The organism is Micromonospora profundi (assembly GCF_011927785.1).
In the GTDB taxonomy this organism is placed as follows: domain Bacteria; phylum Actinomycetota; class Actinomycetes; order Mycobacteriales; family Micromonosporaceae; genus Micromonospora; species Micromonospora profundi.
Genome location: NZ_JAATJK010000001.1, coordinates 4,869,065 through 4,889,317, shown reverse-complemented (window position 1 = coordinate 4,889,317; position 20,253 = coordinate 4,869,065). Strand labels below are relative to the sequence as shown.

The following is a 20,253-nucleotide window of genomic DNA, read 5'->3' as shown; positions in this document are numbered from 1 at the left end:
CGTCCGAACCACGGATTTCCGCGAGCGCGCGATCTGAGGAGGCGACCATGCAGGCGATCGAGAATGCTGCATTGCCGGGGGAGCGGGCCCCGGTCATCGTGAACGTCGACCGGTGGCGGGCCGGGCTGCCACCGGACGCCTGGCCCGCCACCTTTCCGGCGAACGGCGAGATATGGCGGCGCGACGTCTTCGCGGTGGCCGGCGCGTACCGGGCCGGCTCCGCGAGCGCCTGCCAGCTGCTGACCGCCGTGCTGGTCTGGGGTTACGGGCCGATCGGGTACGGCCCGTGGCGCACCGCCAAGTCGCTCGCTGCCGATCTGGACGGCAAGCGCCTGGCGTACGCGCTTGAGGAGGTTTCCGGGTCGGCGCCGGACGAGGCTGCGCTGTGCACGGCGTACCGACGATTGTCCGACCCTGACCACGCACGCCTGCCGTGGCTGGGGCCGGGCCTGTTCACGAAGGTCCTCTACTTCGTCGGCTATCAGCGCGGCGTGGGTGGTGTGCAGCCCCTGATCCTGGACCGTGTCGTGGCCAGCCGCCTCCCAGCCGAGGCCGGTGTCAGCCGTGACAACGGGTGGTCAACCGAGGAGTGGCTCGTCTATCTGCGGTGGGCAAGTGGGCAGGCCCAGGCAAGAGGAGTTGAGCCGGACGCGGTGGAGATGGCGGTGGTCCACGACGGGTGAGGCGGCTACGCCGCAGCCCGGAGGCGGTCGTCGAGCGCGTCGAGGTCGGGAACGAACCAGACGTGCCCGCCCTGGTTCGACTCATGCACGAGGGCGCGCAGCGCCGAACTCTCCGCGACGTGCGCGGAGATGTCGCCGACGACGGCCAGTCGCAGCCGGTAGTTGACGAACTTCTGCATGACGTCGCCGGCGAAGCGGGTGCCCAGCGAGAAGAAGCGCGCGTCGAGCCGGTTTGCTGGCACGGCGACCACCTGAGCGCCGAGGAAGGCCGCGCCGATCAGGTCCAGTGCGTCCTGTTCGGTGGCGACCAATGGGCCGGCCGGGTCGCAGACCAGCACCTGCACCCCGGCGCGTTCCTGCATCTCGTCAGGCATCGTGGACCTCCCGGTCGAATAGGCCGTTGTCGGCGTTGAGGACGGCGTCGAGCAGGTGCAGCAGCTCGGCGGTGGCGGCGGGGTCGCCCAAGATGATGATCTTCAAGCGGTGTCGATCCTCGTCGTGCACTGTCTGCACCCGTAGCGGGCTGGTCTGGTTGTGGCCGGTGTTGGCGCTGGCCAGCACGAGCGTCCCGAGTCGGTCGGCGGCTGCCCGGTCGACGCCGTCGATCTGCACGATGCTCGACACCTCGGCCGGCCCGGGGGCCACGGCGGGCGGCGTCTGCCCGGTGAGCGCATCGAGGTCGCTTGCGGCGATCCGGTACTGCTTGCCGATCCGCACCGCTCGCAACCGGCCGGCCCGGATGTAGGCGCGCACCGTCCGCACGTGCAGCCCGAGCCGGTCGGCAACCTGCTCCACGGAGTACATGTCGTCCTTCATTGTTCGCTAACCTACCCTAAACTTCAGGTGATCGGGAGTAATAGGGAGTGGTGCTGTCCGCACTGTCCCAGCGGAATGGATTAAGCGAGCGACCGATGTCGGACCGTTCCAGTACGGTCTGGAAACCATGGACGCGCGGCTCGGCGACGCCATCATCGGGCGGGATCATCCCGCGGCCCTGCTGCGCGCCGAACTGGACCGGGCGGCCACCAGCCATGGCGGTCTCGCCCTGATCACCGGCGAGCCGGGCATCGGCAAGACCACCCTTGTCACAGCGGCGGCGCGGGAGGCTCGGCAGCGCGGCGCGCTGGTGCTCGGCGCCGCCTGCTGGGATTCCGACAGCGCTCCCGGTTACTGGCCGTGGGTGCAGGTGCTGCGCGGCCTGCGGCGCTCCGCCGAGGATTGGGCGGTGGCGCGGCAGTCCGCCGAGCCGGCCCTCGCGGCTCTGCTCGGCGAGACCGGCGCCGAAACCGACCAGGCCGGCCGCACCGCCAACTGGGCCGGTATCGACACAGGCGGGGACATCGCGGACCGTGAGGCGTTCGCCCTGTACGACGCGGTGACCGCCGCGCTGGTCGCCGTCTCCCAGCACCGGCCGGTCGTGGTCGTCCTCGACGATCTGCACTGGGCCGACCCGGCATCGCTGCGGCTGCTGGCTTTCGCCGCCCAGCACACCTGGTTCGAACGGCTGCTGCTGATCGGCACCTACCGCGACGCCGAGGTCGAGTCGGGCGACCATCCGTTGCGTCCACTCCTGATGCCTTTGGTCGCCAAGGCCACCACGATCACCCTCAGCGGCCTGACGCGCGACGAGGTGGCCGCGCTGATCACGCGTACCGCCGGGCGGGAGCCCGACGCCGACCTGGTCGACCGGGTGCACGGCCGTACCGGCGGAAATCCGTTCTTCGTCGAGGAGACCGCCCGGCTGTGGCGCGCGGACGGCGGGGCGGGGATGATCCCACCTGGCGTACGGGAGACGGTGCGGCGTCGGCTGGCCCAGTTGCCGGCGGCGGTGGTCGAGGCGCTCACCGTCGCCGCCGTGCTGGGCCGCGAGTTCCACAGGCAGGTGCTGGCAGCCAGCTCGGCGACCCCGGCGGCGCAGGTCGACAGGCTGCTCGACCGGGCGGTGACCGCCCGGCTGGTGGTGGCCCGGGGCGGCGGCCGGTTCGCCTTCGCTCACGACCTGGTCCGGGAGACGCTCTACGACGGGCTCACCGAAGAGGATCGGCAGGCCCGGCACTTCGCGGTGGTCCGGGCGATCGACCTGCCGACCGAGGTGACCGACCGGCTCATCCCGGCCGACGTGGCCCGCCACGCCTACCTGGCCGGTCCTGCGCTCGATCGGGGCCGGGTCACCGAGTTGCTGATCGCCGCCGCGCGGCACGCGTTCTCCCGGCTGGCCATCGACGAAGCGGAGGCGCACTTCGGCCGTGCGCTGGAGGTCGTCGAAGACCCCGCGCAGCGGGTGCGGCTCCTCGTCGAGTTCGGTGGGATGCGCTACCACCACGCTGGCCGCGAGGAGGCCGTGCGGCTTCTCACCGAGGCCGCGACGCTGGCCCGTACGCTCGACGACCGGGTGTTGCTGGCCCGCGTCGCACTCACCGTGCACCGCTCCCGCCAAGTGGATACCGGCCGCTCGATCGAGACGTCCGAGCTGGTGCGGGAGGCGTACCGTCGGCTGATCGGCGAGCCGGACGACAAGGCCCCGGTCAGCACGCTGGTCACCGATCTGATCACCGCGACGGAGACGATCGCCCGTCGGGGCCGCGACGACGAGGCGCTCACCTTCAGCCTGTGGGCCCGCCACGACACCACCTGGGGTCTGGGCACCGCCGCGGCCCGTGCCGCGCTCACCGCCGAGATCCGGGAGGTCGCCCGCCGCTCGGGAGACCGCGAGACCGAGCTGTGGGCCACTTCGCTGCGCTGGGTGGCGCTGCTGGAGCTCGGCGATCCCCGCTTCATGGAGGAGTTCACCACCTTCGTCGCCGCGGGTGAGCAGGGCGAACTGGCCCGTCACCGGATGGCGGCGGCCGTCGACGGCGGGATCATCGCGGCGTTCCGAGGTGACTTCGGCGAGGCCGACAAACGGTTCGGCGCCCTTGTGGAACTCTCCGACCCCGGTCACGCCGAGTTCGCGTTCATGGGCCACCACGTGCTCTGGTCCCGGCTGCTGCTCCAGGGCCGGTTCGACGAGATCGACACGCTGCTGAACGGCCTGGGGCCGACCGACTACCCGTACCGGGAGTTGCTGTTGGCGATCACCGCGGCGGAACGCGGCGACGACGAGGCGGCCGTGCGGCTGACCGGCGATATCGAAACTGCCGGCATCCGGTACCCCCGACCGGTGTCACAGCTGGGGCTACGACTGCGAGCGCAGGCCGCCGCTGCCTCCCGTGATCCGCAGCGCTGTGACGACGCGCGGGCCGTGCTGACCCCCCACAGTGGAGAGTGGATGGTGGGGCTGTTCGGCTGCGACATCAGCGGTCCCGTCGCCCACTGGCTCGCCGTTGTCGACGCCGCGCAGGAACGCTGGGACGACGCTATCGCCGGGTTCACTGCGGCCCGCGACTCCGCCGACCGGCTGGGCTCCCGCCCCTGGTCGCTCATCGCCCGCGCCGGGCTGGCAGACAGTCTTGCCGCCCGCGGCCACGCGGGCGACGCCGCGACCCTGGCCGAGCTGCGCGCCGCCATCGCCCGCGACGCCACAGCCCTCGGCATGCCGCAGGTCCTGCACCGACCCGGCACCCCAGCGCCAGCCACCGCCGCCGCCCACTTCGCCAGCCCCAACCAGGCCGCCACGCCCAACCAAATCGCCACGCCCGCCCAGACCACCTTGCTGAGCCAAGCCGCCGCGCCCGGCCATACCTACGAGTTTCGGCGCGACGGTCTCGTCTGGCAGCTCGCCTACGCGGGCGTCGTCGCCCAGTTGCCCGACGCCAAGGGCCTGCACGACCTGCACCTGCTGTTGAGCCGGCCGGGCGGTGACGTGCCGGCCGTGGAGCTGCTCGACCCGGCCGCCGGGCCGGAGCTGGTCGCGGCCCGGCGGATGGGCGGTGACCCGGTCCTGGACGACGAGGCGAAGGCCCGCTACCGGCGGCACCTGGAGCGCCTCGACGAGGAGATCGACCGGGCCGCCGCGCGCGGAGACGACCGGAAGGTGGCCGCGTTGGACGCCGAGCGCGGCGCGCTGCTCGACGAGCTGCGCGCCGCGGCGGGGCTGGCCGGCCGGAGTCGCCGGCTGGGTGACGAGGCGGAACGGGCCCGCAAGACGGTGACCGCCCGGATCAGGGACACGATGCGCAAACTCGACGAGCGGCACCCAGCGCTGGCCGGTCACCTGCGCGAAGCCGTCTCGACCGGCAGCACCTGCCGCTACCTGCCGTCCGAGACGGTGCCCTGGCGGCTCTGAACACCTCGAGGCGTACCCCGATGGTCTTTCGAAGAGATGGGCGCGTTGCGCAGGCCGCCGGTTCGGCTCAGTCCTTGGGTTGGGGGTTCAGGACTCGGGCGAGCCAATCGGCCTGGGCGCGACGGGCCGCGGCCGAGACGCGCACCTGCGGGAACAGCGCCGAGAACCCGTGGAAGCCGCCGGCCCACACGTGCAACTCGGCCTGACCACCGGCGGCCCAGATCCCTGTCGCGTAGGTGACGTCCTCGTCGCGGAAGACCTCGGCGGTCCCGGCGTCGATGTAGGTGGTCGGCAGGCCGGACAGGTCGTCGGCCAGCGCGGGGGAGACGTACGCGGAGGCGGTGTGCCCGCCGAGGACGCTGCGCCAGCCGAACTCGTTCATCTCCCGGGTCCACACTCCGTCCGGGCCGCTGTACTGACGGCTGGACGTCGTCTCGTTGCGATGGTCGAGCATGGGGCACGACAGCAACTGGGCGGCGATGAGGGGGGTGCCTCGGTCACGTGCCATGAGCGTCACACCGGCGGCCAGGCCGCCTCCGGCACTGGCACCGGCCACGACGATACGGGCCGGGTCGATGCCCAGGTCGGCGGCGTTCTCGGCCACCCAGAGCAGGCCCTGGTAGCAGTCGTCGACGAGGGTTTCGCCCGTTGCCTCCGGGGCCAGCCGGTAGTCCACGGTGATCACGACGGCGCCGAACTGGTCGAGCCATTCCAGTGGGACGTCGATGTTGGAGAACCGGTCGCCCCACATCATGCCGCCGCCGTGGATCCAGTAGACGCAGGGCGCTCCGGCGGCACGGTCGGTGGGGCTGAGGATTGACAGCGGGATCGGAGTGCCGTCAGAGGCGGCAACGGTGACCTCCCGCCGCTGCACCGAGCGGCCGGCCAGGTGGGTTTCGATCGGCGGTTGGGGGAACTGGCGCAGCAGCTCGATCACCTCGGGGCCGAGGGGTGGCATGGACGGCAGGTCGGCCAGGGGGACGAGCAGTTCGGGGTCGATGGTCGGGCGAGGGGTGTTCATCGAGGGTCCTTCCGTTGGTGTCTGGTCGCCGGTTTCAGAAGGTCGCCTTGCCGCCGACCGGCACCGCGTCGGTGTACGTGGACTCGCCGGCCAGCAGCGGCTGGAGCTTCGCGACAAGGGCCTGCGCCTGCTCGCCGCCGAAGAACGCGCTGTGCGCCTCGGCGCTGGTCCAGCCCTCGACGACGTGTACGACGTCAGGGTCGGAGGCCGAGCGGGACACCAGGAAGACGAGGCAGTCGTCGTTGGGCAGCGACGGCGCGTCGAGCAGCAGCTGGATCAGCTCGTCGGCCTTTCCCGGCTGGGCGGTCATCGTGGCCTGGAACCCGTGGCGGACGGTCATGGGTGAAGCTCCTCATCGTCGAGCCGTTCTGGAAAACTGACACTCCAATGGAAGCACCACTACCAGGGGAAACGTTAGAAGAATGCTCGCTGCCACTTGCCTGATCCTCTCGTTTTGGCGAGGATCGGTATCGTGCTTCAATCGGACCGTGAACCTTGACGAGCTGAGGGCGTTGCTGGCCCGCCACGCCCGGCCGGACATGAGCACCGACATCGACGGGGTGCTGATCTCGAAGGTGGAGCAGCAGGCCCCGCCCACCACGTCGATGTCGGGCACCGTGCTGGCCCTCATCGCGCAGGGTGCGAAGCGGATGGCGCTCGGCGACCGGGTGTACGAGTACCGCGCGGGCCAGTACCTTGTGGCGTCGGTCGATCTGCCGGTCACCGGCCGCTTCACCGAGGCCAGCGCGGACGCGCCCGCTCTGGGATTCGGGCTGGTGTTGCAGCCGGCAATGGTCGCGGAGTTGCTGTTGCAGGCGGCGCCGGGCGACCTGCCGCCCCTTGCCGGGCCGACGCCATCGGGGATGGTGGTCAGTGACGCTCCCGACGACCTCGGGGACGCGGTGATCCGACTGCTTCGGCTGCTGGACCGACCCCGGGACGTCACTGTGCTCGCGCCCCTGGTCAAACGGGAGATCCTGTGGCTGCTTCTCACCGGCGAGCAGGGTGCCGCTGTCCGGCAGCTCGGTCTGGCCGACAGCAGCCTCAGCCACATCGCCCGGGCGGTCCGGTGGATCCGTGACCACTACGCCAAGTCGTTCCGGGTGGAGGATCTGGCCCGGCTGTCCGGGATGAGCGTGTCGGCGTTCTACCGCAACTTCCAGGCCGTGACAGCGATGAGCCCGATCCAGTTCCAGAAGCAGATCCGGTTACAGGAGGCACGACTGCTGCTCGCCACGCACCCCAACGACGTCACAGGGGTGGGCATCCGTGTCGGCTACGAGAGCCCGTCGCAGTTCAGCCGCGAATATCGTCGCCAGTTCGGCGCGCCGCCCAGCCAGGACGCCACCCGCCTGCGCGCCGTACCCCGAATCGAGGTGCCAGCGGTCGTCTGACCAAACGGGCGCCGCCACTGTCGTGGCGGCGCCCGTTGGACGGAGCAGGATCAGCGGCGGTTGTAGCGGTACATGGTCAGCGTGCCGAAGACGACCAGGAAGCCAGCGCTCCACGCCAGCAACCACATCGTGCTGGACGGGTCCGACGAGCCGGCCATCGCGGCGCGTACGGCGGCCACCAGTTGCGTGACCGGGTTGACGTTCACGAACGCCTGGAGCCAGCCGGGCATTGTGCTCGGCTCGACGAAGACATTGCTGAGGAACGTCAGCGGGAACAGCACCATCATGCTGACCCCCATCACCGACTTCTCGCTGCGCAGAACCAGGCCGAAGAACGTCCACACCCAGGAGAACGTGAACGAGAAGACCACAAGCAACCCGATCCCGAGGGCCACCCCGGCGACCCCGCCGTCGGGCCGGAAGCCGAGCGCCAACCCGACGCCGAGGATGACCAGGGCGGCGAGGATGTAGCGCAGCACGTCGCCGAAGATCATCCCGACCAGGGCGGCCGGCCGCCACACGGGCAGGGTCCGGAAGCGGTCGAAGATCCCCTTCTCGATGTCGGTGTTGAGGCCGACGCCTGTGTACATGGTGATCATCACGACGCTCGTCACCATGATGCCGGGCAGGAAGAACTGCAGGTAGTCGCGCGGGCTGTCGGCGAGGGCGCCACCGAACAGGTACGTGAACATCAGCACCATGATGATCGGGAACGCGGTCACGTCGAAGAGCTGCTCCGGCACGTGCTTGATCTTCAGCATGGCCCGCCAGCCGAAGGTGAGCGATGCCCCCAGCGCGCTGGGTCGGGGCGGTCGCGCTCCGGGCGCGAGGACCGTTGCCAGCGCCTCGGCGGACGGTACGTAGACCGACGGGGCCCGTTCGGTAGTGGTCGTTGTGGTGTCGCTCATCGGGCTGCCTCCAGCTGGTCGTCCCGCTCGTCGGCGGGCACGGCGGGATGGTCGGTCAGGGCCAGGAAGACCTCGTCCAGGCTGGGCTGACCGAGGGAGAAGTTGTCGACGACGATGCCGGCGCGGGTCAGGTCGCCGAGCGCGCGGGCGGCCTGGGCGCTGGCGTCGAGGTCGGTGCCGGCCTCGCCGACCCGGGCGAGCAGCGCCACCGGGTCGGCTTCGAGCTGCACCGGTACGCCAAGCGCCGCCTGGAGCACCCGTTCCGCCTCGGGCCGCTGCCCGGGGTCCCGTAGCCGCAGGTGGATCGTGCCGGAGCCGACCGACGACTTCAGCTCGCCCGGGGTGCCCTCCGCGATCACCCGGCCGTGGTCGACGACGGCGATCCGCCCGGCGAGTTGGTCCGCCTCGTCGAGGTACTGCGTGGTCAGCAGCACTGTCGTGCCGTGTGCCACCACGGCCCGGACGATCTCCCACACCTGGTTACGGCTGCGCGGGTCGAGACCGGTCGTCGGCTCATCGAGGAAGAGCAGGTCGGGCGTGTTGAGGATGCTTGCGGCGATGTCGAGGCGCCGCCGCATCCCACCGGAGTACTTCTTCACCTGGCGGCCGCTGGCCTCGGTGAGGCCGAACGCGGCGAGCAGGGCTGCGGCACGGTCGCGGGCGGCCGGTTTGCGCAGGCCGAGGAGCCGGGCCAGGAGCACCAGGTTCTCCGTGCCGGTCAGGTCCTCGTCGACCGAGGCGTACTGGCCGGTGAGGCTGACCCGGCTGCGGACCGCGTCGGCCTCGGTGACCACGTCGTGCCCGAAGACCCGCGCCGAGCCGCCGTCGGGCCGCAGCAGCGTTGCGAGCACCCGGACCGCAGTGGTCTTGCCCGCCCCGTTCGGCCCGAGCAGGCCGTAGACGGTTCCGGCGGGCACCTGAAGGTCGACGCCGGCAAGCGCCTTGGTGTCCCCGAACGAGCGGGTGAGCCCTTCGGCCTCGATGGCCAGGCCGGTGGTGCGTCTACTCATGATGGAAACCTTTCGTCGAACGTGTTCAGGAGACGTAGGGCCGTGCAGCCCGGCCGTTCCGAAGCGCCAGGCCCCACCAGCGGAGCTGGTCGAGCAGGGCGCGGATGTCACGGCGTAGCTCGTCGGTGCAGAGTGGCGTCGGCTCACCGGCGAGCAGGTCGAGCCCGACGACGTCGCGCACCGTCATGGCGTGCAGGGCGGTGAAGACGGTGCGCAGTTGGTCGACGGCGTGCAGACCGGTGGACCGGCACCCGTACGACACGAAGCCGACCGGTTTGGCCTGCCACTCGTCGTACGCGTAGTCGATCGCTTGTTTCAGAGGTGCCGGAAAGCTGTGGTTGTACTCGGGGGTGACCACGACGAACGCCTCCGCCCGACCCACCTCGCTGACGAACGCCCGGATGGACGCTGTCGGCTCAGCGGGATAGCTGGCCGGGAAGTCGTACTCGTTGAGGTCAACGACAGTAATGGTGAGGTCGTCGTGCCGCCCGGCCTCATCGATGAACCAGCGCGCGACCCGGTCGCCCACCCGCCCCTCCCGAGTGCTGCCGACGACCACGGCGAGCTTCAACGGTGTCATCGTCACCTCCTCCCATCAACCCCAAGGCGCGAGGCGACGGCGCGCGCCCGCTAGATCGGATCTAGCGGGCGGCGTTTCGGCGCGGGATGTCGGATGCGTCGGCTTGACTGGGGCCGACGAACGGGGGAGTGCGATGGCGCAGGTACGCATCCAACCGTGGCAGGAGGACGACCTCGACCTGCTGCGGCAGCTCAACTCACCGGACACCCGCAGGCACACCGGCGGCCCGGAGACCGACGAGCAGGTGCTCGCCCGGCACGAACGCTACGTGCACTTCGCCGAGGGCGGGCAGGGCTGCATGTTCACGCTCGTCCTGCCGGACGGGGCACCGGTGGGCAGTGTCGGCTACTGGAGCCGCGAGTGGCGCGACCAGCCGGTGTACGAGTTGGGCTGGGCGGTGCTCCCCGCGTACCGGGGGCAGGGGCTGGCGACCGTCGCGGTGCGCGCGGCGGTCGACGTGGTCCGCGCCCGACGGGACCGCCGCTACGCCCATGCCTACCCCTCGGTCGACAATCCCGCCTCGAACGCGGTCTGCCGCAAGGCCGGCTTCACGCTGCTCGGCGAGACGGGCTTCGAATACCCGCCGGGGCGGATGATGCGCGCCAACGACTGGCAGCTCGACCTGACCGCCCCGCCCACAAGAGCGTGATGCCTCAGAGTCATCTTGATGACTCTGAGGCATCACGCTCGCGGGAGCATGTCCCGCCCGGCGGCGGCCGGGATCAGCGGGGGACGTAGTCGAACGTGTCCGGGTGCGAGCCCTGCCGACCGGCCTCACCCTTGTCCAGCTCGGTGATCCGCTCCATCGCGGCGTCGTCAAGCTCGAAGTCGAAGATCTGGAAGTTCTCCTCGATCCGCTTCGGGGTTGTCGACTTCGGGAAGACGATGTCGCCGCGCTGCACGTGCCAGCGGAGCACCACCTGCGCCGGGGTCCGGCCGAGCTGCTCGGCGATGTCGACGACCGTCGGGTCGCCCAGCACCTTGCCCTGCGCGATGGGCGACCACGCCTCGGTGATGATGTTGTGCTCGCGGTCGTACGCGCGGACCTCCTCGTTGCCGAAGTACGGGTGCGCCTCGATCTGGTTGACCGCCGGCACCACGCTCGTCTCGGCGGCCAGCCGCCGCAGGTGCGGCACCTGGAAGTTCGACACGCCGACCGAGCGGGCCCGGCCGTCGCGCTGGAACTCCTCAAGCACCTTCCAGGTGGAGACGAAGTCGCCGTCGTACAGGGTCGGCAGCGGCCAGTGGATGAGGAACAGGTCGATGTAGTCCATCTTCAGGGCGGAGAGCGTGGAGTCGAACGCCTTGCGGGCGTCGTCCGGGCGGTGGAAACCGTTGTTCAGCTTGCTGGTCACGAAGACCTCGCCACGGTCCAGCCCCGACGTGCGCACTGCCTGGCCCACCTCGGCCTCGTTGCCGTACATCTCGGCGGTGTCGATGTGCCGGTAGCCCACCTCCAGCGCCTTGCTCACCGCCTCGACGGTGTCCTTCGGCTTGATCTGGAACACCCCGAAGCCGAGCTGCGGAATGGTGTTGCCGTCGTTCAGGCTGATGTCGGGGATCGTCGTTGCCACTGCGGCTCCTTCGCGTCTTGTGTCGGCTCCTCCATACCCGGGCCGGACACCGATTCACCGCCCGGCGCGGTGGGGGCCATTTCGTGGCCCGCAGCGGTCAGCCGGCGGTCATCTCGGCCAGGGCGCGCACCGACCTCCAGTTGCGGGTGGTGGCCACCACGCCGAGCTTCTTCTCCAGGTAGGTGTTCGTGAACTTCGACCGCCCGTAACCGCCGTCGACGTAGTGCAGGAGGACCTCGCGCCCGGTCACAGTGAACGACACGTTCTCGTTGCCGGGCGCTGTCAACGCGTCCGCTGCGGACTTGTCTGGCGCGGTGCGCAGAAAAGCCACGAGCAGCCTCGTCGGGTCGTCCTCCCGGTCGGCGTACGGGTTGCCGCCGGCCACCGCCGCCAACTCCCGGCCGCTGCGCACCAGCACGGGCACTGTCACCGCCAGCTCGTCGGCGAGCGCCCGCTCGATCCCGGCGGCCAACTTCTCCGCGTCGCGCACGCTGCTGCCGAAGGCCACGTTGCCGCTCTGGAGGTAGGTCTTTGCGTCGTCGTGCCCGAGGTCGGTGACGATCCGGCGCAGGTCGGCCATCGCGAGTCGGACACCGCCGACGTTGACCCCGCGCAGCAGTGCGACGTACCGGGTCATCAGGGCCTCCTCGGGCTGCCGGGGGTTGTCCCGGTCAGCCTAGGTTCACCGACCGACAGCCGATGTCCTCCGGCTCACTCCACGACCGGCAGCACGACCTCGTTGCGGCGCAGAAACCACGGCTTCCACGGTGGGTCGAAGCGCGCGTACCGGATGGCGTCTGTGGGTTGCAGCCCGGCCGAGGTGACCGACCGGCCGAGCATCGTGGCCCGCTGGCTGAACGCCTGCTCCGTCCACCGCCCGGAGAAGCGCATCGCCGCCGCGAGCTGCGCCGGGACCTCGCGGATGCGTACCCGGGCGTCCACCGGCTCGGGCAGTGTGGCGGCCTGGCAGGTGGCCGGCAGGACGAACTGGATCAGGTACGCGCCCGGCCACTCGCCCTCGATCTGCACCACAGGCACTGTCATGGGGATCTTCTGCGAGTCGCTGGCCGCAGGCGTCGCCGTTCCGGTCGACGGACGGGCCCGGTTGGCACCCCCGATGTACGCGGTGAGCGGCCGGAACGCCTCCAACGGCGCCCGGGTGAACGACGACTGGACCCGCATCTCGGCCACCAGGTGGGCCGGGTAGCGGCGCAGCTCGAAGCCGGGGTGGCGGGACACCACCCGGTACGGCTGCTGTTCGGTCATCGGCGTGCTCCCAGGGTCTCCTGGGAATGACGCTACCGTCCCTCCGGTGTCCGCTCGGGTGAAGTCGGCTGCTCCGCCCCGCCGGTGACGGCCCGCCCGGTGAGTCGCCAGTACTGTCGTTCGTCCTCGTCGCGGAGCACCACCCCGAGCGCGCCCAGCTCCCGGCGCAGTTCCCGGGCGTCGTCGTGGCGATCCTTGCCGATCGCCCGCTCGCGTGCCCGCAGTAGTGCGTCCGCCCCGTCGGGCAGGCCGGGCAGGTCGGGCACCCACAGCCGGTACGCCGCCCGGTGCGGGTCGTCGTCGGCCCAGCCCCAGCCGTGCTCCCGGAACGCCGCCGCCAGCCGGCCGGCCGGCAGGTCCGTGGACTCGCGGGCCAGCTCGGCGCCGTCGGCGTCGAGCAGCACGAGGTGCCCGTCGCCGACGAAGACCACACTGGTGTCGACGCGGGCGATCGTGCGGTTCTGGTCGGAGCGGCGCAGCCGGACCTGCGCCGCGTCGACGGTGACGATCAGCCGTTCGGCGGTGCCGACCCCCGCGACGATCAGGCCAGCCAGGACGCCCACCGCTATCGTGCCGGCGGTGGCCTGCGGCTCGGGCAGCCGGTCCAACCACTCGATCAGGGCGCCGAACGGCACCCAGGGCAGCCGCGCGAGCCAGCCCGTCGCTGCCGCGAGGAGCCATCCGGCGCCCGCCCCGAGCAGCGGGAAGCCGCCCCACATGACGGCCAGCTCCAGCGGGCCACCGCTGACCACCGTGTGTGGACGGGTGCCGGCGGCGTCCATGGTCAGGACACCTCCCGGCGGAGCGTCCGGACCAGACCGACGGCAAGTGGGAGAACAAGCCAGACCAACAGGGACACCGCCAACCGCGCCCACTGCCCGCCCGTGACGTCGCTGGTGAACAGCGGCTCCATGGTCCGGCTGGTGTCCAGCCAGTCGGCCGGGCGGTTCAGGGGCCGGACCACTTCGCCGAGCACCGTCCAGATTGTCGGCAGCAGCAGGTAGCCGACGATTGCCAGCGGCGTGTTGAGCAGCATCAGGCCGAAGGCGGCACCCATCAGCACGCTTGCGACCTGGACGATCGTCGCGTGCAGGGCCAACGTCCCAATGTCGGCGGGCCAGGTGCCCGCGCCGCCCGTGGCCGACGCCACAAGCGTCCCGACGGAGGCGACGGCAAGGGTGACCAGCACCGAGGCAAGCGCTGCCAGCACCACCGCGGCCAGCTTCGCGGCCACCACCCGCTCCCGTCGGGGCACCAGCGCGTACGTGGTGAGGGCTGTGCGCTGGGACCACTCGCTGGTGATCGACAGGATGCCCAGCACCGGCAGGAGCACGCTGACCGGCAACAGCGACGGAGCGAAAAGGGTGAAGAAGGTCAGCTCGGCATCCTCGCCGTAGATCAGCAGGAGGGTGACGATCGCGACGACGACCAGCCCGATGGTGATCAGCAGCCAGCGACCGGCCCGGGTGTCGACGAGCTTGCGCAGCTCGACGGTGGTGAGCCGCAGCAGCGACGGCCGGCGTACCGGGGCGTGGTGTCGGGGTGCGACGGCGCCGGCGACGGGCGCGGTGGTGGTGGTCATCGGACGGCCTCCTTGGTGGATTCCCCGGCGGTGAGCGTGAGGAAGAGTTGTTCGAGGCCACCGCCGCCGGCGGGGCGCAGCTCGGCGAGCGCGACGCCGGCGTCGGCCGCGGCCTGGCCGACCACCTCGGCGTCGGCCTGCACGAGCAGGCCGTCGGCACTCTCGGCGGCGGTCAGGTCGGCGGCGTCCAGCGCCCGGCGCAGCGCCGCGCCGTCGCGGGCCCGCACCACAGTTCCGCCGCCGGCCAGCAGCTCGTCCTTGCTGCCCTGGGCCACGATCCGGCCGCCCCCGATAACCACGAGCCGGTCCGCCACCGCTTCCACCTCGCGCAGCAGGTGGGAGGAGAGCAGCACGGTGCCGCCCCGGTCGGCGAAGTCGCGCAGCAGGCCGCGCATCCAGAAGATCCCCTCCGGGTCCAGTCCGTTGGCCGGCTCGTCGAGGATCAACACCCGGGGGTCACCGAGCAGCGCGTGCGCCAGGCCGAGCCGCTGCCGCATGCCCAACGAGTACGCCTTCAGCCGCCGCTTGGCGGCCACCGTGTTCAACCCGACCAGGTCGAGCTTCGCGGCGACCTCACGCCGGTCCAACCCCATCGTGTACGCGGAAAGCGTCAACGCCTCGCGGCCGGTGCGCCCGGCGTGCTGGGCGGAGGCGTCCAGCAGCACCCCGACCTCCCGTCCCGGGTTGGGCAGGTCCCGGTAGAGGTGCCCGGAGACGGTGGCGCGGCCGGCGGTCGGCGCGGTGAGCCCACAGATCATCCGCATGGTGGTGGACTTGCCGGCCCCGTTGGGCCCGAGGAAGCCGGTGACGGTGCCCGGTTCGCACTGGAACGACACGTCGTCCACGGCCGGGTGTGGCCCGTACCGTTTGGTGAGGTTCTCCACGGTGATCATGCGGTTGAGCCTGCCCGCGCCACCCGGCCATCCGCTGCGGCCGGCGGTCGGTGCCGCGCCGACTTTGGTCGACCTGCGGGTCTCGACTTTGGTAGCTGGTTGCCGGCGCCTGTTGCTGCCTAGCATGGGCGCGTGACCAGCATCGCCGTCCCCGAGCACCCGTGGCTGCTGCCAGGGGAGCTGGTGGTGCCGGCCGAGCCGGACCGGGCGCGTCTGCGCCGTACGACCCGCGACTGGGTGGTGGACAGCCTCGCGTTCCTGCTCAGCCTGCTCTGGGTGCTGTACGTCACCGTGGACGCGCTGTCGCCCAATCCGCAGGCGGCGACATCGCTGCCGTACGACTGGATGGTGGGCGCGGACGCGCTGATCGGGCTGGCCTGCTGTGCGCTGCTCTGGCTGCGTCGGCGGTGGCCGCTGGGGTTGGCGGTGGCGACGCTGCCGCTGAACCTGTTCTCGATGGCAGCCTCCATCCCGCTGTTGATCTTCTATTTCACCCTCGTGGTGCACCGGCGGACCGCCGTCGCGGTGGCGGTGACCGGGGTGGGTCTCCTCACCAACCTGGTCTTCAGCTGGACCCGTCCGGATCCGAACATGCCGTACTGGGGCACAGTGACCTGGGGCGTGGTGATCACCCTCGCCGTGCTGGCCTGGGGAATGTTCGTCCGCGCCCGGCGGCAGTTGATCGTGTCGCTGCGCGACCGGGCCGAGCGGGCGGAGGCCGAGCAGCAGCTCCGCGTCGCCCAGGCCCGCCACCTCGAGCGGACCCGGATCGCCCGGGAGATGCACGACGTGCTGGCCCACCGGATCTCCCTGCTCAGCCTGCACGCGGGCGCGTTGGAGTTCCGCCCCGACGCGCCCTCGGACGAGGTGGCCCGGGCGGCCGGAGTGATCCGGGACAGCGCACACGCCGCCCTCCAGGACCTGCGGGAGGTCATCGGCGTGCTCCGGGCCGAAGGTGACAGCGGCAGCGATGCGCCGGAGCCGCCGCAACCCACCCTCGCCGACCTGCCCGCCCTGATCGCCGAGTCGCGGGCGGCCGGGGTGCGGGTGAACGTCAGCGACAGCGTCGTCGACGCGGGGAAGGTTCCGGCGGCGCTGGGCCGGGCCGCGTACCGGATCGTGCAGGAAGGGCTGACGAACGCCCGTAAGCACGCGGCCGGCGCGTCGGTCACCGTGGACGTGGCCGGCGGGCCGGGCACCGGGCTGACCGTGGTGATCTCCAACCGGTGGCCGGTGGGTGGACCCACCGGCGGCGAGTTGCCGGGCGCCGGCACCGGGCTGGTCGGCATCACCGAGCGGGTCACCCTGGCCGGCGGCCGAGTGGCGTACGGGCGCGACGAGGCGGGCGACTTCCGGCTGGCCGCCTGGCTGCCGTGGCCGGCGTGAGCGGGCCGTCCGGCGTCAGCGGGCCGTCCGGCGGGCCTGAGCCGGCCGCCGCTGCGGTGCGGGTCCTGATCGTGGACGACGACGCGCTGGTCCGGGCCGGGCTCTCGATGATCCTCGGCGGCCTACCGGACCTGACAGTGGTGGGCGAGGCGGCCGACGGCAGCGAGGTGCCTGCCGCGGTCGCCGCGTACGCCCCGGATGTGGTGCTGATGGACATCCGGATGCCACGGGTGGACGGGCTGAGCGCCACGGAGGCGCTGCGCGCCCAGCCGCACCCGCCGGAGGTGCTGGTGCTCACCACGTTCGACGCCGACGAGCAGGTACTGCGGGCGCTGCGCGCCGGGGCTGCCGGTTTCCTGCTCAAGGACACCCCGCCGGCCCAGATCGTGCACGCCGTACGCCGGGTGGCTGCCGGTGAGGCGACGCTCTCCCCGACGGTGACCCGGACGTTGATCGACCACGTGACCGCCGCCGCCGTCTCCGGTCCGGTCGGCCGGGACCCGCGCCGGGAGCGGGCGCTGCGGCTGCTGGCCGATCTCAGCGAGCGGGAGCGGCAGGTGGCTGTCGCGCTGGGGCAGGGGCGCACCAACGCGGAGATCGCGGGGGAGCTGTTCATGAGCGTGGCCACTGTGAAGGCGTACGTCTCGCGGCTGTTGACCCGGCTCGACCTCAACAACCGGGTCCAGGTGGCCCTGCTGGTGCACGACGCCGGCCTGGTCTGAGGCGCGTTCCGCCGACCCGCGCACAACGGGATGCGCGTGCTCTCGACCGAGGAACTGCTTACGGCGTACCAGGTTTGAACTTTCGGCCCATGCCGGCCGTACCACTGGCTGAGGATGTCGGTGCGGTGGGTCCGCCGTACCGCTGCCGAACTGCGGGAGGCCTGCCGTGCGAGTTGGTGAGCAGTCGACGGATCCCATCGACCAGGTACTGGGTGAGGTGCCGATGCCGGCGCCGCTGACACCCGAGGACGTCCGGCTCGCGGTCCGGGCGGTGGTCGTGCACACCGCCGAGGAGTGGCCGACCGGGCCGCTGTGCCGCAACGACGGGGCCTCGTACCCCTGCCGCCTGCACCGCTGGGGGCGGCGGGTGCTGGAGGCGCACGGGCTCAACGAGCGGCAGATCGAGGCGCTCATCCGGCACGGCAATCCGTTCGTACACGTGCCCTTTCCGTTCACCGCGACCGGGCCGTCGCCCGCGCGTCCCGCCGCCTCCCGGCCCGCGACGGCCGGATACCCGGCCCCGCCACCAGGTCGTGCCGGTCTGCCGACGCGGCACCAGGCCGCGCGGGTCGCTCCCCCCGGGGTACGACCGACAGTCGCTGGCCGGCCGGTGACTCCCCCCGTCACCGCGCCGCGCTGGCCCCGGGCGAGCTGAGCGGCTCACCCCCCGCCCTGCCCGGGGCGTACACGACGCCGGCCCGGCGCGGAGGGTCCCCACCGCGTGCCGGGCCGGCGTCGCTTCGGCCGTTCACTCAGTTGTTGATCCCGCAGTCGGGGGCGGACCAGCTCGTGGTGTTCGAGCTGCGGTCGCTGTTGTTCTCCCGACGCGAGTCGACGTGGATGTGGTCGTCGTGGTCGGGGTAGCCCGGCCCGTAGATCCCGCTGAAGCCGTGGTTGCGGGCGTTGCGGGCGATCTGGCACAGCGACGACGTCCGAGAGGTGACGTCGGCGGCGTGGCCGTACAGGTGCTGGCTGTCCGACGCGCCGCCGACGCGGTCGTTGCAGGCCCGGTTGCGGAACCCGCTGGACACGTAGAGCGGCTTGTCGCCGAGGCTCTTGCGCAGCGCCTCCAGCTTCCACATCGTGCGCAGCGCGTTCTGCTTGGTCTGGTTCGCCGACAGCGGGCCGCCGGTCCACCCGTTGCCGCCGCACCCGTTGTCCATCTCGCTGAAGCTGAAATGCGCGGGCGTGCAGTCGTTGTCCTGAAGTTGGTACAGCTTGGCGTAGGTCTGCGGTCCGGCGATGCCGTCGGCGCGCAGCCCGTACGCCTGCTGGAACCGCTTGACCGCGGCGGCGGTCTTCGGGCCGTAGCGGCCGTCGTTCTCCACGATGTTCCGGTTGCCAGCCCAGCCGGCGACCCGGATCTGCAACTGGCGGACGTCATCGCCCGATCGGCCCTGGTAGAGGTTGCGGTTCCAGGTGTAGCAGGCGTCCGCGTGCGCCGCTGGCGCGGCGACCACCGTGGCGATCGCTACCCCGGGCAGAGCCAGGGCGAAAGCGACAGCAGCTCGCTTCAAGGTGTTTACGCGCACAGAAGTCCTCCCGATAGGAGAGCGAATGGGGTGGCTCCCGGGACATCGACCGGGACGTCCCGTGATTTCCACCCTCGCACCGATCAGGGCGGTTGGCGGCAATTAACGAGAATTGTCCTCGCGATTTGCCGTTCCTGGGTACTGCCTGGGAATACGCCCATTTGCGAAACAGCCATTCACCCCGGATCACCCCGGGCATACGCCAACCCGACCGAACGTCGCAATCAGTCACAGCCGGGGCGATGTCCCGAGGTCGGTGGTGCCCGGTAACGTCAGCGCGAGCGGCGGACTGGCGGAGGTGCGAGTGGCACGCGGTGGCGTCTTCTGTGTCGAGGGTCAGTGGCACCGCGACCTCAACGACAGGGGTTCCGTGCTGCCGACCCTCGAACTCCTCGAACGGCTCGGCAAGATCCGCTACATCCACAAGGGCGCGGCCACCCGGGACGAGCTGTTCTACTTCCTGGACCGCTGGCTGCTCAAGCAGTACGCCGACCACCGCGTCGGCTTCTTCGCCATGCACGGCGAGCCGAGCCGTCTCTGCCTCACCGACCGGGAGTCGGTGGGGTTGGACGAGGTGGCCGAGCTGATGGCCGGTCGCTGCGACGGCCGCCGACTCTATTTCGGCAGCTGCTCCGTCCTGCGCGCCTCCGACGCGGTGCTGCGCGAGTTCCTGGACGTCACCGGAGCGGCCCTGATCTGCGGTTTTACCCGGGAAGTCGACTGGGTTGAATCGGCGGCCTTCGAAACCGTCCTGCTGGACATATTGGTCAATGGGCAGCGGCACAATGCCGCCGAACTGCGGATGGGCTCGGCGCACTGGGCGCCGCTCGCCTCGTACCTCGGCTTTCGGGTGATCTACGCCAGCGGCCGGGCCTGGCGGCCCGCCGGCCGGCCCCGCGTGCCCACCCAGGCGGTGCCCCGCGCCGCCGCCCGCCCTCGCTGACCCGCCGCCACCGGCCCGCCCCGACCCTGGTAGGAACGGGAGTCATGGCACCCAGCATCGCGACGAACACCCGGGCCGACCGGGACACCCTGCTCGACTTCCTCCGCTCACGGCACCGCGTCGTGCTGATGACCACCCGGGCCGACGGTCGCCCGCAGTCCTCCCCGGTCTCCGCCGGCGTCGACGCCGAGGGCCGGCTTGTCATCTCCACCTACCCCGAGCGAGCCAAGGTGGCGAACATCCGCCGCGACCCCCGGGTGTCGGCCTGCGTGCTCTCCGACGACTGGAACGGGCCCTGGGTGCAGCTCGACGGCACCGCCGAGGTGCTGGACCTGCCCGAGGCGCTGGAGCCGCTCGTCGAGTACTTCCGCAGCATCTCCGGCGAGCACCCGGACTGGGACGACTACCGGGCGGCGATGGTGCGCCAGGGCAAGTCGCTGATCCGGGTCACCATCGACGCCTGGGGTCCGATCGCCACCGGCGGCTTCCCGCCCCGCCTAGCCGACTAATGGCGGGCGAGGCCGCGTTGCCTCC

The 20,253-nt window shown here is 71.3% G+C and carries 23 protein-coding genes; 9 read left to right on the top strand and 14 right to left on the bottom strand.

Going from position 1 to position 20,253, the window contains the following annotated elements:
* Positions 1-47: 47 nt before the first annotated feature.
* On the top strand, positions 48-683 hold the full coding sequence (locus tag F4558_RS21425) for an 8-oxoguanine DNA glycosylase OGG fold protein (protein ID WP_167945742.1): 636 nt from the start codon (positions 48-50) through the stop codon (positions 681-683).
* A 5-nt stretch (positions 684-688) separates the two neighbouring features.
* Here F4558_RS21425 and F4558_RS21420 read toward each other — a convergent pair whose 3' ends face one another.
* Both F4558_RS21420 and F4558_RS21415 read right to left on the bottom strand, forming a co-directional pair.
* Positions 689-1,057 carry a DUF4180 domain-containing protein gene (locus F4558_RS21420; protein ID WP_053655169.1) on the bottom strand — a complete coding sequence of 123 codons (369 nt, stop codon included), beginning with the start codon at positions 1,055-1,057 and terminating at the stop codon, positions 689-691.
* The gene (locus F4558_RS21415; RefSeq protein ID WP_197281513.1) at positions 1,050-1,499 is read right to left on the bottom strand and encodes a helix-turn-helix domain-containing protein; all 450 of its coding nucleotides are present in this window, start codon (positions 1,497-1,499) and stop codon (positions 1,050-1,052) included. The genes F4558_RS21420 and F4558_RS21415 overlap by 8 nt, the downstream gene beginning before the upstream one ends.
* Before the next feature lie 127 nt (positions 1,500-1,626).
* On the opposite strand from F4558_RS21415, the gene F4558_RS21410 reads away from it, so the two are divergent.
* On the top strand, positions 1,627-4,908 hold the full coding sequence (locus F4558_RS21410; protein ID WP_167945740.1) for an ATP-binding protein: 3,282 nt from the start codon (positions 1,627-1,629) through the stop codon (positions 4,906-4,908).
* Positions 4,909-4,975: 67 nt separating this feature from the next.
* Here F4558_RS21410 and F4558_RS21405 read toward each other — a convergent pair whose 3' ends face one another.
* Positions 4,976-5,929, bottom strand: a complete 954-nt coding sequence (locus F4558_RS21405) for an alpha/beta hydrolase (protein WP_053655165.1) — start codon at positions 5,927-5,929, stop codon at positions 4,976-4,978.
* Positions 5,930-5,963: 34 nt separating this feature from the next.
* Positions 5,964-6,269: a putative quinol monooxygenase gene (locus F4558_RS21400; RefSeq protein ID WP_053655164.1), complete on the bottom strand. Its 306-nt coding sequence runs from the start codon at positions 6,267-6,269 to the stop codon at positions 5,964-5,966.
* A gap of 148 nt (positions 6,270-6,417) precedes the next feature.
* Here F4558_RS21400 and F4558_RS21395 point away from each other — a divergent pair, with 148 nt between their 5' ends.
* Complete coding sequence (locus F4558_RS21395; protein WP_053655162.1) at positions 6,418-7,323, top strand: AraC family transcriptional regulator; 906 nt, start codon at positions 6,418-6,420, stop codon at positions 7,321-7,323.
* Between the two features lie 50 nt (positions 7,324-7,373).
* On the opposite strand, the gene F4558_RS21390 is transcribed toward F4558_RS21395, so the two are convergent.
* The 3 genes from F4558_RS21390 to F4558_RS21380 are packed head-to-tail and all read right to left on the bottom strand — an operon-like array spanning position 7,374 to position 9,821.
* The gene (locus F4558_RS21390) at positions 7,374-8,231 is read right to left on the bottom strand and encodes an ABC transporter permease (protein WP_053655159.1); all 858 of its coding nucleotides are present in this window, start codon (positions 8,229-8,231) and stop codon (positions 7,374-7,376) included.
* The gene (locus F4558_RS21385) at positions 8,228-9,241 is read right to left on the bottom strand and encodes an ATP-binding cassette domain-containing protein (protein WP_167945738.1); all 1,014 of its coding nucleotides are present in this window, start codon (positions 9,239-9,241) and stop codon (positions 8,228-8,230) included. Before F4558_RS21385 ends, F4558_RS21390 begins: the two co-directional genes overlap by 4 nt.
* 25 nt (positions 9,242-9,266) lie before the next feature.
* The gene (locus F4558_RS21380) at positions 9,267-9,821 is read right to left on the bottom strand and encodes an NADPH-dependent FMN reductase (protein ID WP_167945736.1); all 555 of its coding nucleotides are present in this window, start codon (positions 9,819-9,821) and stop codon (positions 9,267-9,269) included.
* A gap of 133 nt (positions 9,822-9,954) precedes the next feature.
* Here F4558_RS21380 and F4558_RS21375 point away from each other — a divergent pair, with 133 nt between their 5' ends.
* On the top strand, positions 9,955-10,470 hold the full coding sequence (locus tag F4558_RS21375; RefSeq protein WP_167945734.1) for a GNAT family N-acetyltransferase: 516 nt from the start codon (positions 9,955-9,957) through the stop codon (positions 10,468-10,470).
* A gap of 73 nt (positions 10,471-10,543) precedes the next feature.
* Here F4558_RS21375 and F4558_RS21370 read toward each other — a convergent pair whose 3' ends face one another.
* The 6 genes from F4558_RS21370 to F4558_RS21345 form a co-directional block, all read right to left on the bottom strand.
* Positions 10,544-11,395, bottom strand: coding sequence for an aldo/keto reductase (locus tag F4558_RS21370; RefSeq protein WP_167945732.1), 852 nt, complete (start codon positions 11,393-11,395; stop codon positions 10,544-10,546).
* Between the two features lie 97 nt (positions 11,396-11,492).
* Entirely contained in the window at positions 11,493-12,032 is a 540-nt protein-coding gene (locus tag F4558_RS21365) for a DUF1697 domain-containing protein (protein WP_167945730.1), read from the bottom strand.
* A 74-nt stretch (positions 12,033-12,106) separates the two neighbouring features.
* Complete coding sequence (locus F4558_RS21360; protein WP_167945728.1) at positions 12,107-12,661, bottom strand: SOUL family heme-binding protein; 555 nt, start codon at positions 12,659-12,661, stop codon at positions 12,107-12,109.
* 32 nt (positions 12,662-12,693) lie between these two features.
* Positions 12,694-13,443 carry a YqeB family protein gene (locus F4558_RS21355; protein WP_167945726.1) on the bottom strand — a complete coding sequence of 250 codons (750 nt, stop codon included), beginning with the start codon at positions 13,441-13,443 and terminating at the stop codon, positions 12,694-12,696.
* Positions 13,444-13,445: 2 nt separating this feature from the next.
* Positions 13,446-14,243, bottom strand: coding sequence for an ABC transporter permease (locus tag F4558_RS21350; RefSeq protein ID WP_167945724.1), 798 nt, complete (start codon positions 14,241-14,243; stop codon positions 13,446-13,448).
* Positions 14,240-15,136 carry an ABC transporter ATP-binding protein gene (locus tag F4558_RS21345; RefSeq protein ID WP_167945722.1) on the bottom strand — a complete coding sequence of 299 codons (897 nt, stop codon included), beginning with the start codon at positions 15,134-15,136 and terminating at the stop codon, positions 14,240-14,242. The genes F4558_RS21350 and F4558_RS21345 overlap by 4 nt, the downstream gene beginning before the upstream one ends.
* A gap of 132 nt (positions 15,137-15,268) precedes the next feature.
* On the opposite strand from F4558_RS21345, the gene F4558_RS21340 reads away from it, so the two are divergent.
* From F4558_RS21340 to F4558_RS21330, 3 genes are all read left to right on the top strand, one after another.
* Complete coding sequence (locus F4558_RS21340) at positions 15,269-16,522, top strand: sensor histidine kinase (RefSeq protein ID WP_167945720.1); 1,254 nt, start codon at positions 15,269-15,271, stop codon at positions 16,520-16,522.
* Entirely contained in the window at positions 16,501-17,244 is a 744-nt protein-coding gene (locus tag F4558_RS21335) for a response regulator (RefSeq protein WP_167947587.1), read from the top strand. Before F4558_RS21340 ends, F4558_RS21335 begins: the two co-directional genes overlap by 22 nt.
* Before the next feature lie 166 nt (positions 17,245-17,410).
* Complete coding sequence (locus tag F4558_RS21330; protein WP_167945718.1) at positions 17,411-17,899, top strand: hypothetical protein; 489 nt, start codon at positions 17,411-17,413, stop codon at positions 17,897-17,899.
* A 97-nt stretch (positions 17,900-17,996) separates the two neighbouring features.
* On the opposite strand, the gene F4558_RS21325 is transcribed toward F4558_RS21330, so the two are convergent.
* Entirely contained in the window at positions 17,997-18,776 is a 780-nt protein-coding gene (locus tag F4558_RS21325; protein ID WP_167945716.1) for a D-Ala-D-Ala carboxypeptidase family metallohydrolase, read from the bottom strand.
* Positions 18,777-19,080: 304 nt separating this feature from the next.
* Between F4558_RS21325 and F4558_RS21320 the strand changes: the two genes are divergently transcribed.
* Complete coding sequence (locus tag F4558_RS21320; RefSeq protein WP_167945714.1) at positions 19,081-19,719, top strand: DUF6642 family protein; 639 nt, start codon at positions 19,081-19,083, stop codon at positions 19,717-19,719.
* A 44-nt stretch (positions 19,720-19,763) separates the two neighbouring features.
* Entirely contained in the window at positions 19,764-20,228 is a 465-nt protein-coding gene (locus F4558_RS21315; protein ID WP_167945712.1) for a PPOX class F420-dependent oxidoreductase, read from the top strand.
* Positions 20,229-20,253 lie beyond the last annotated feature (25 nt).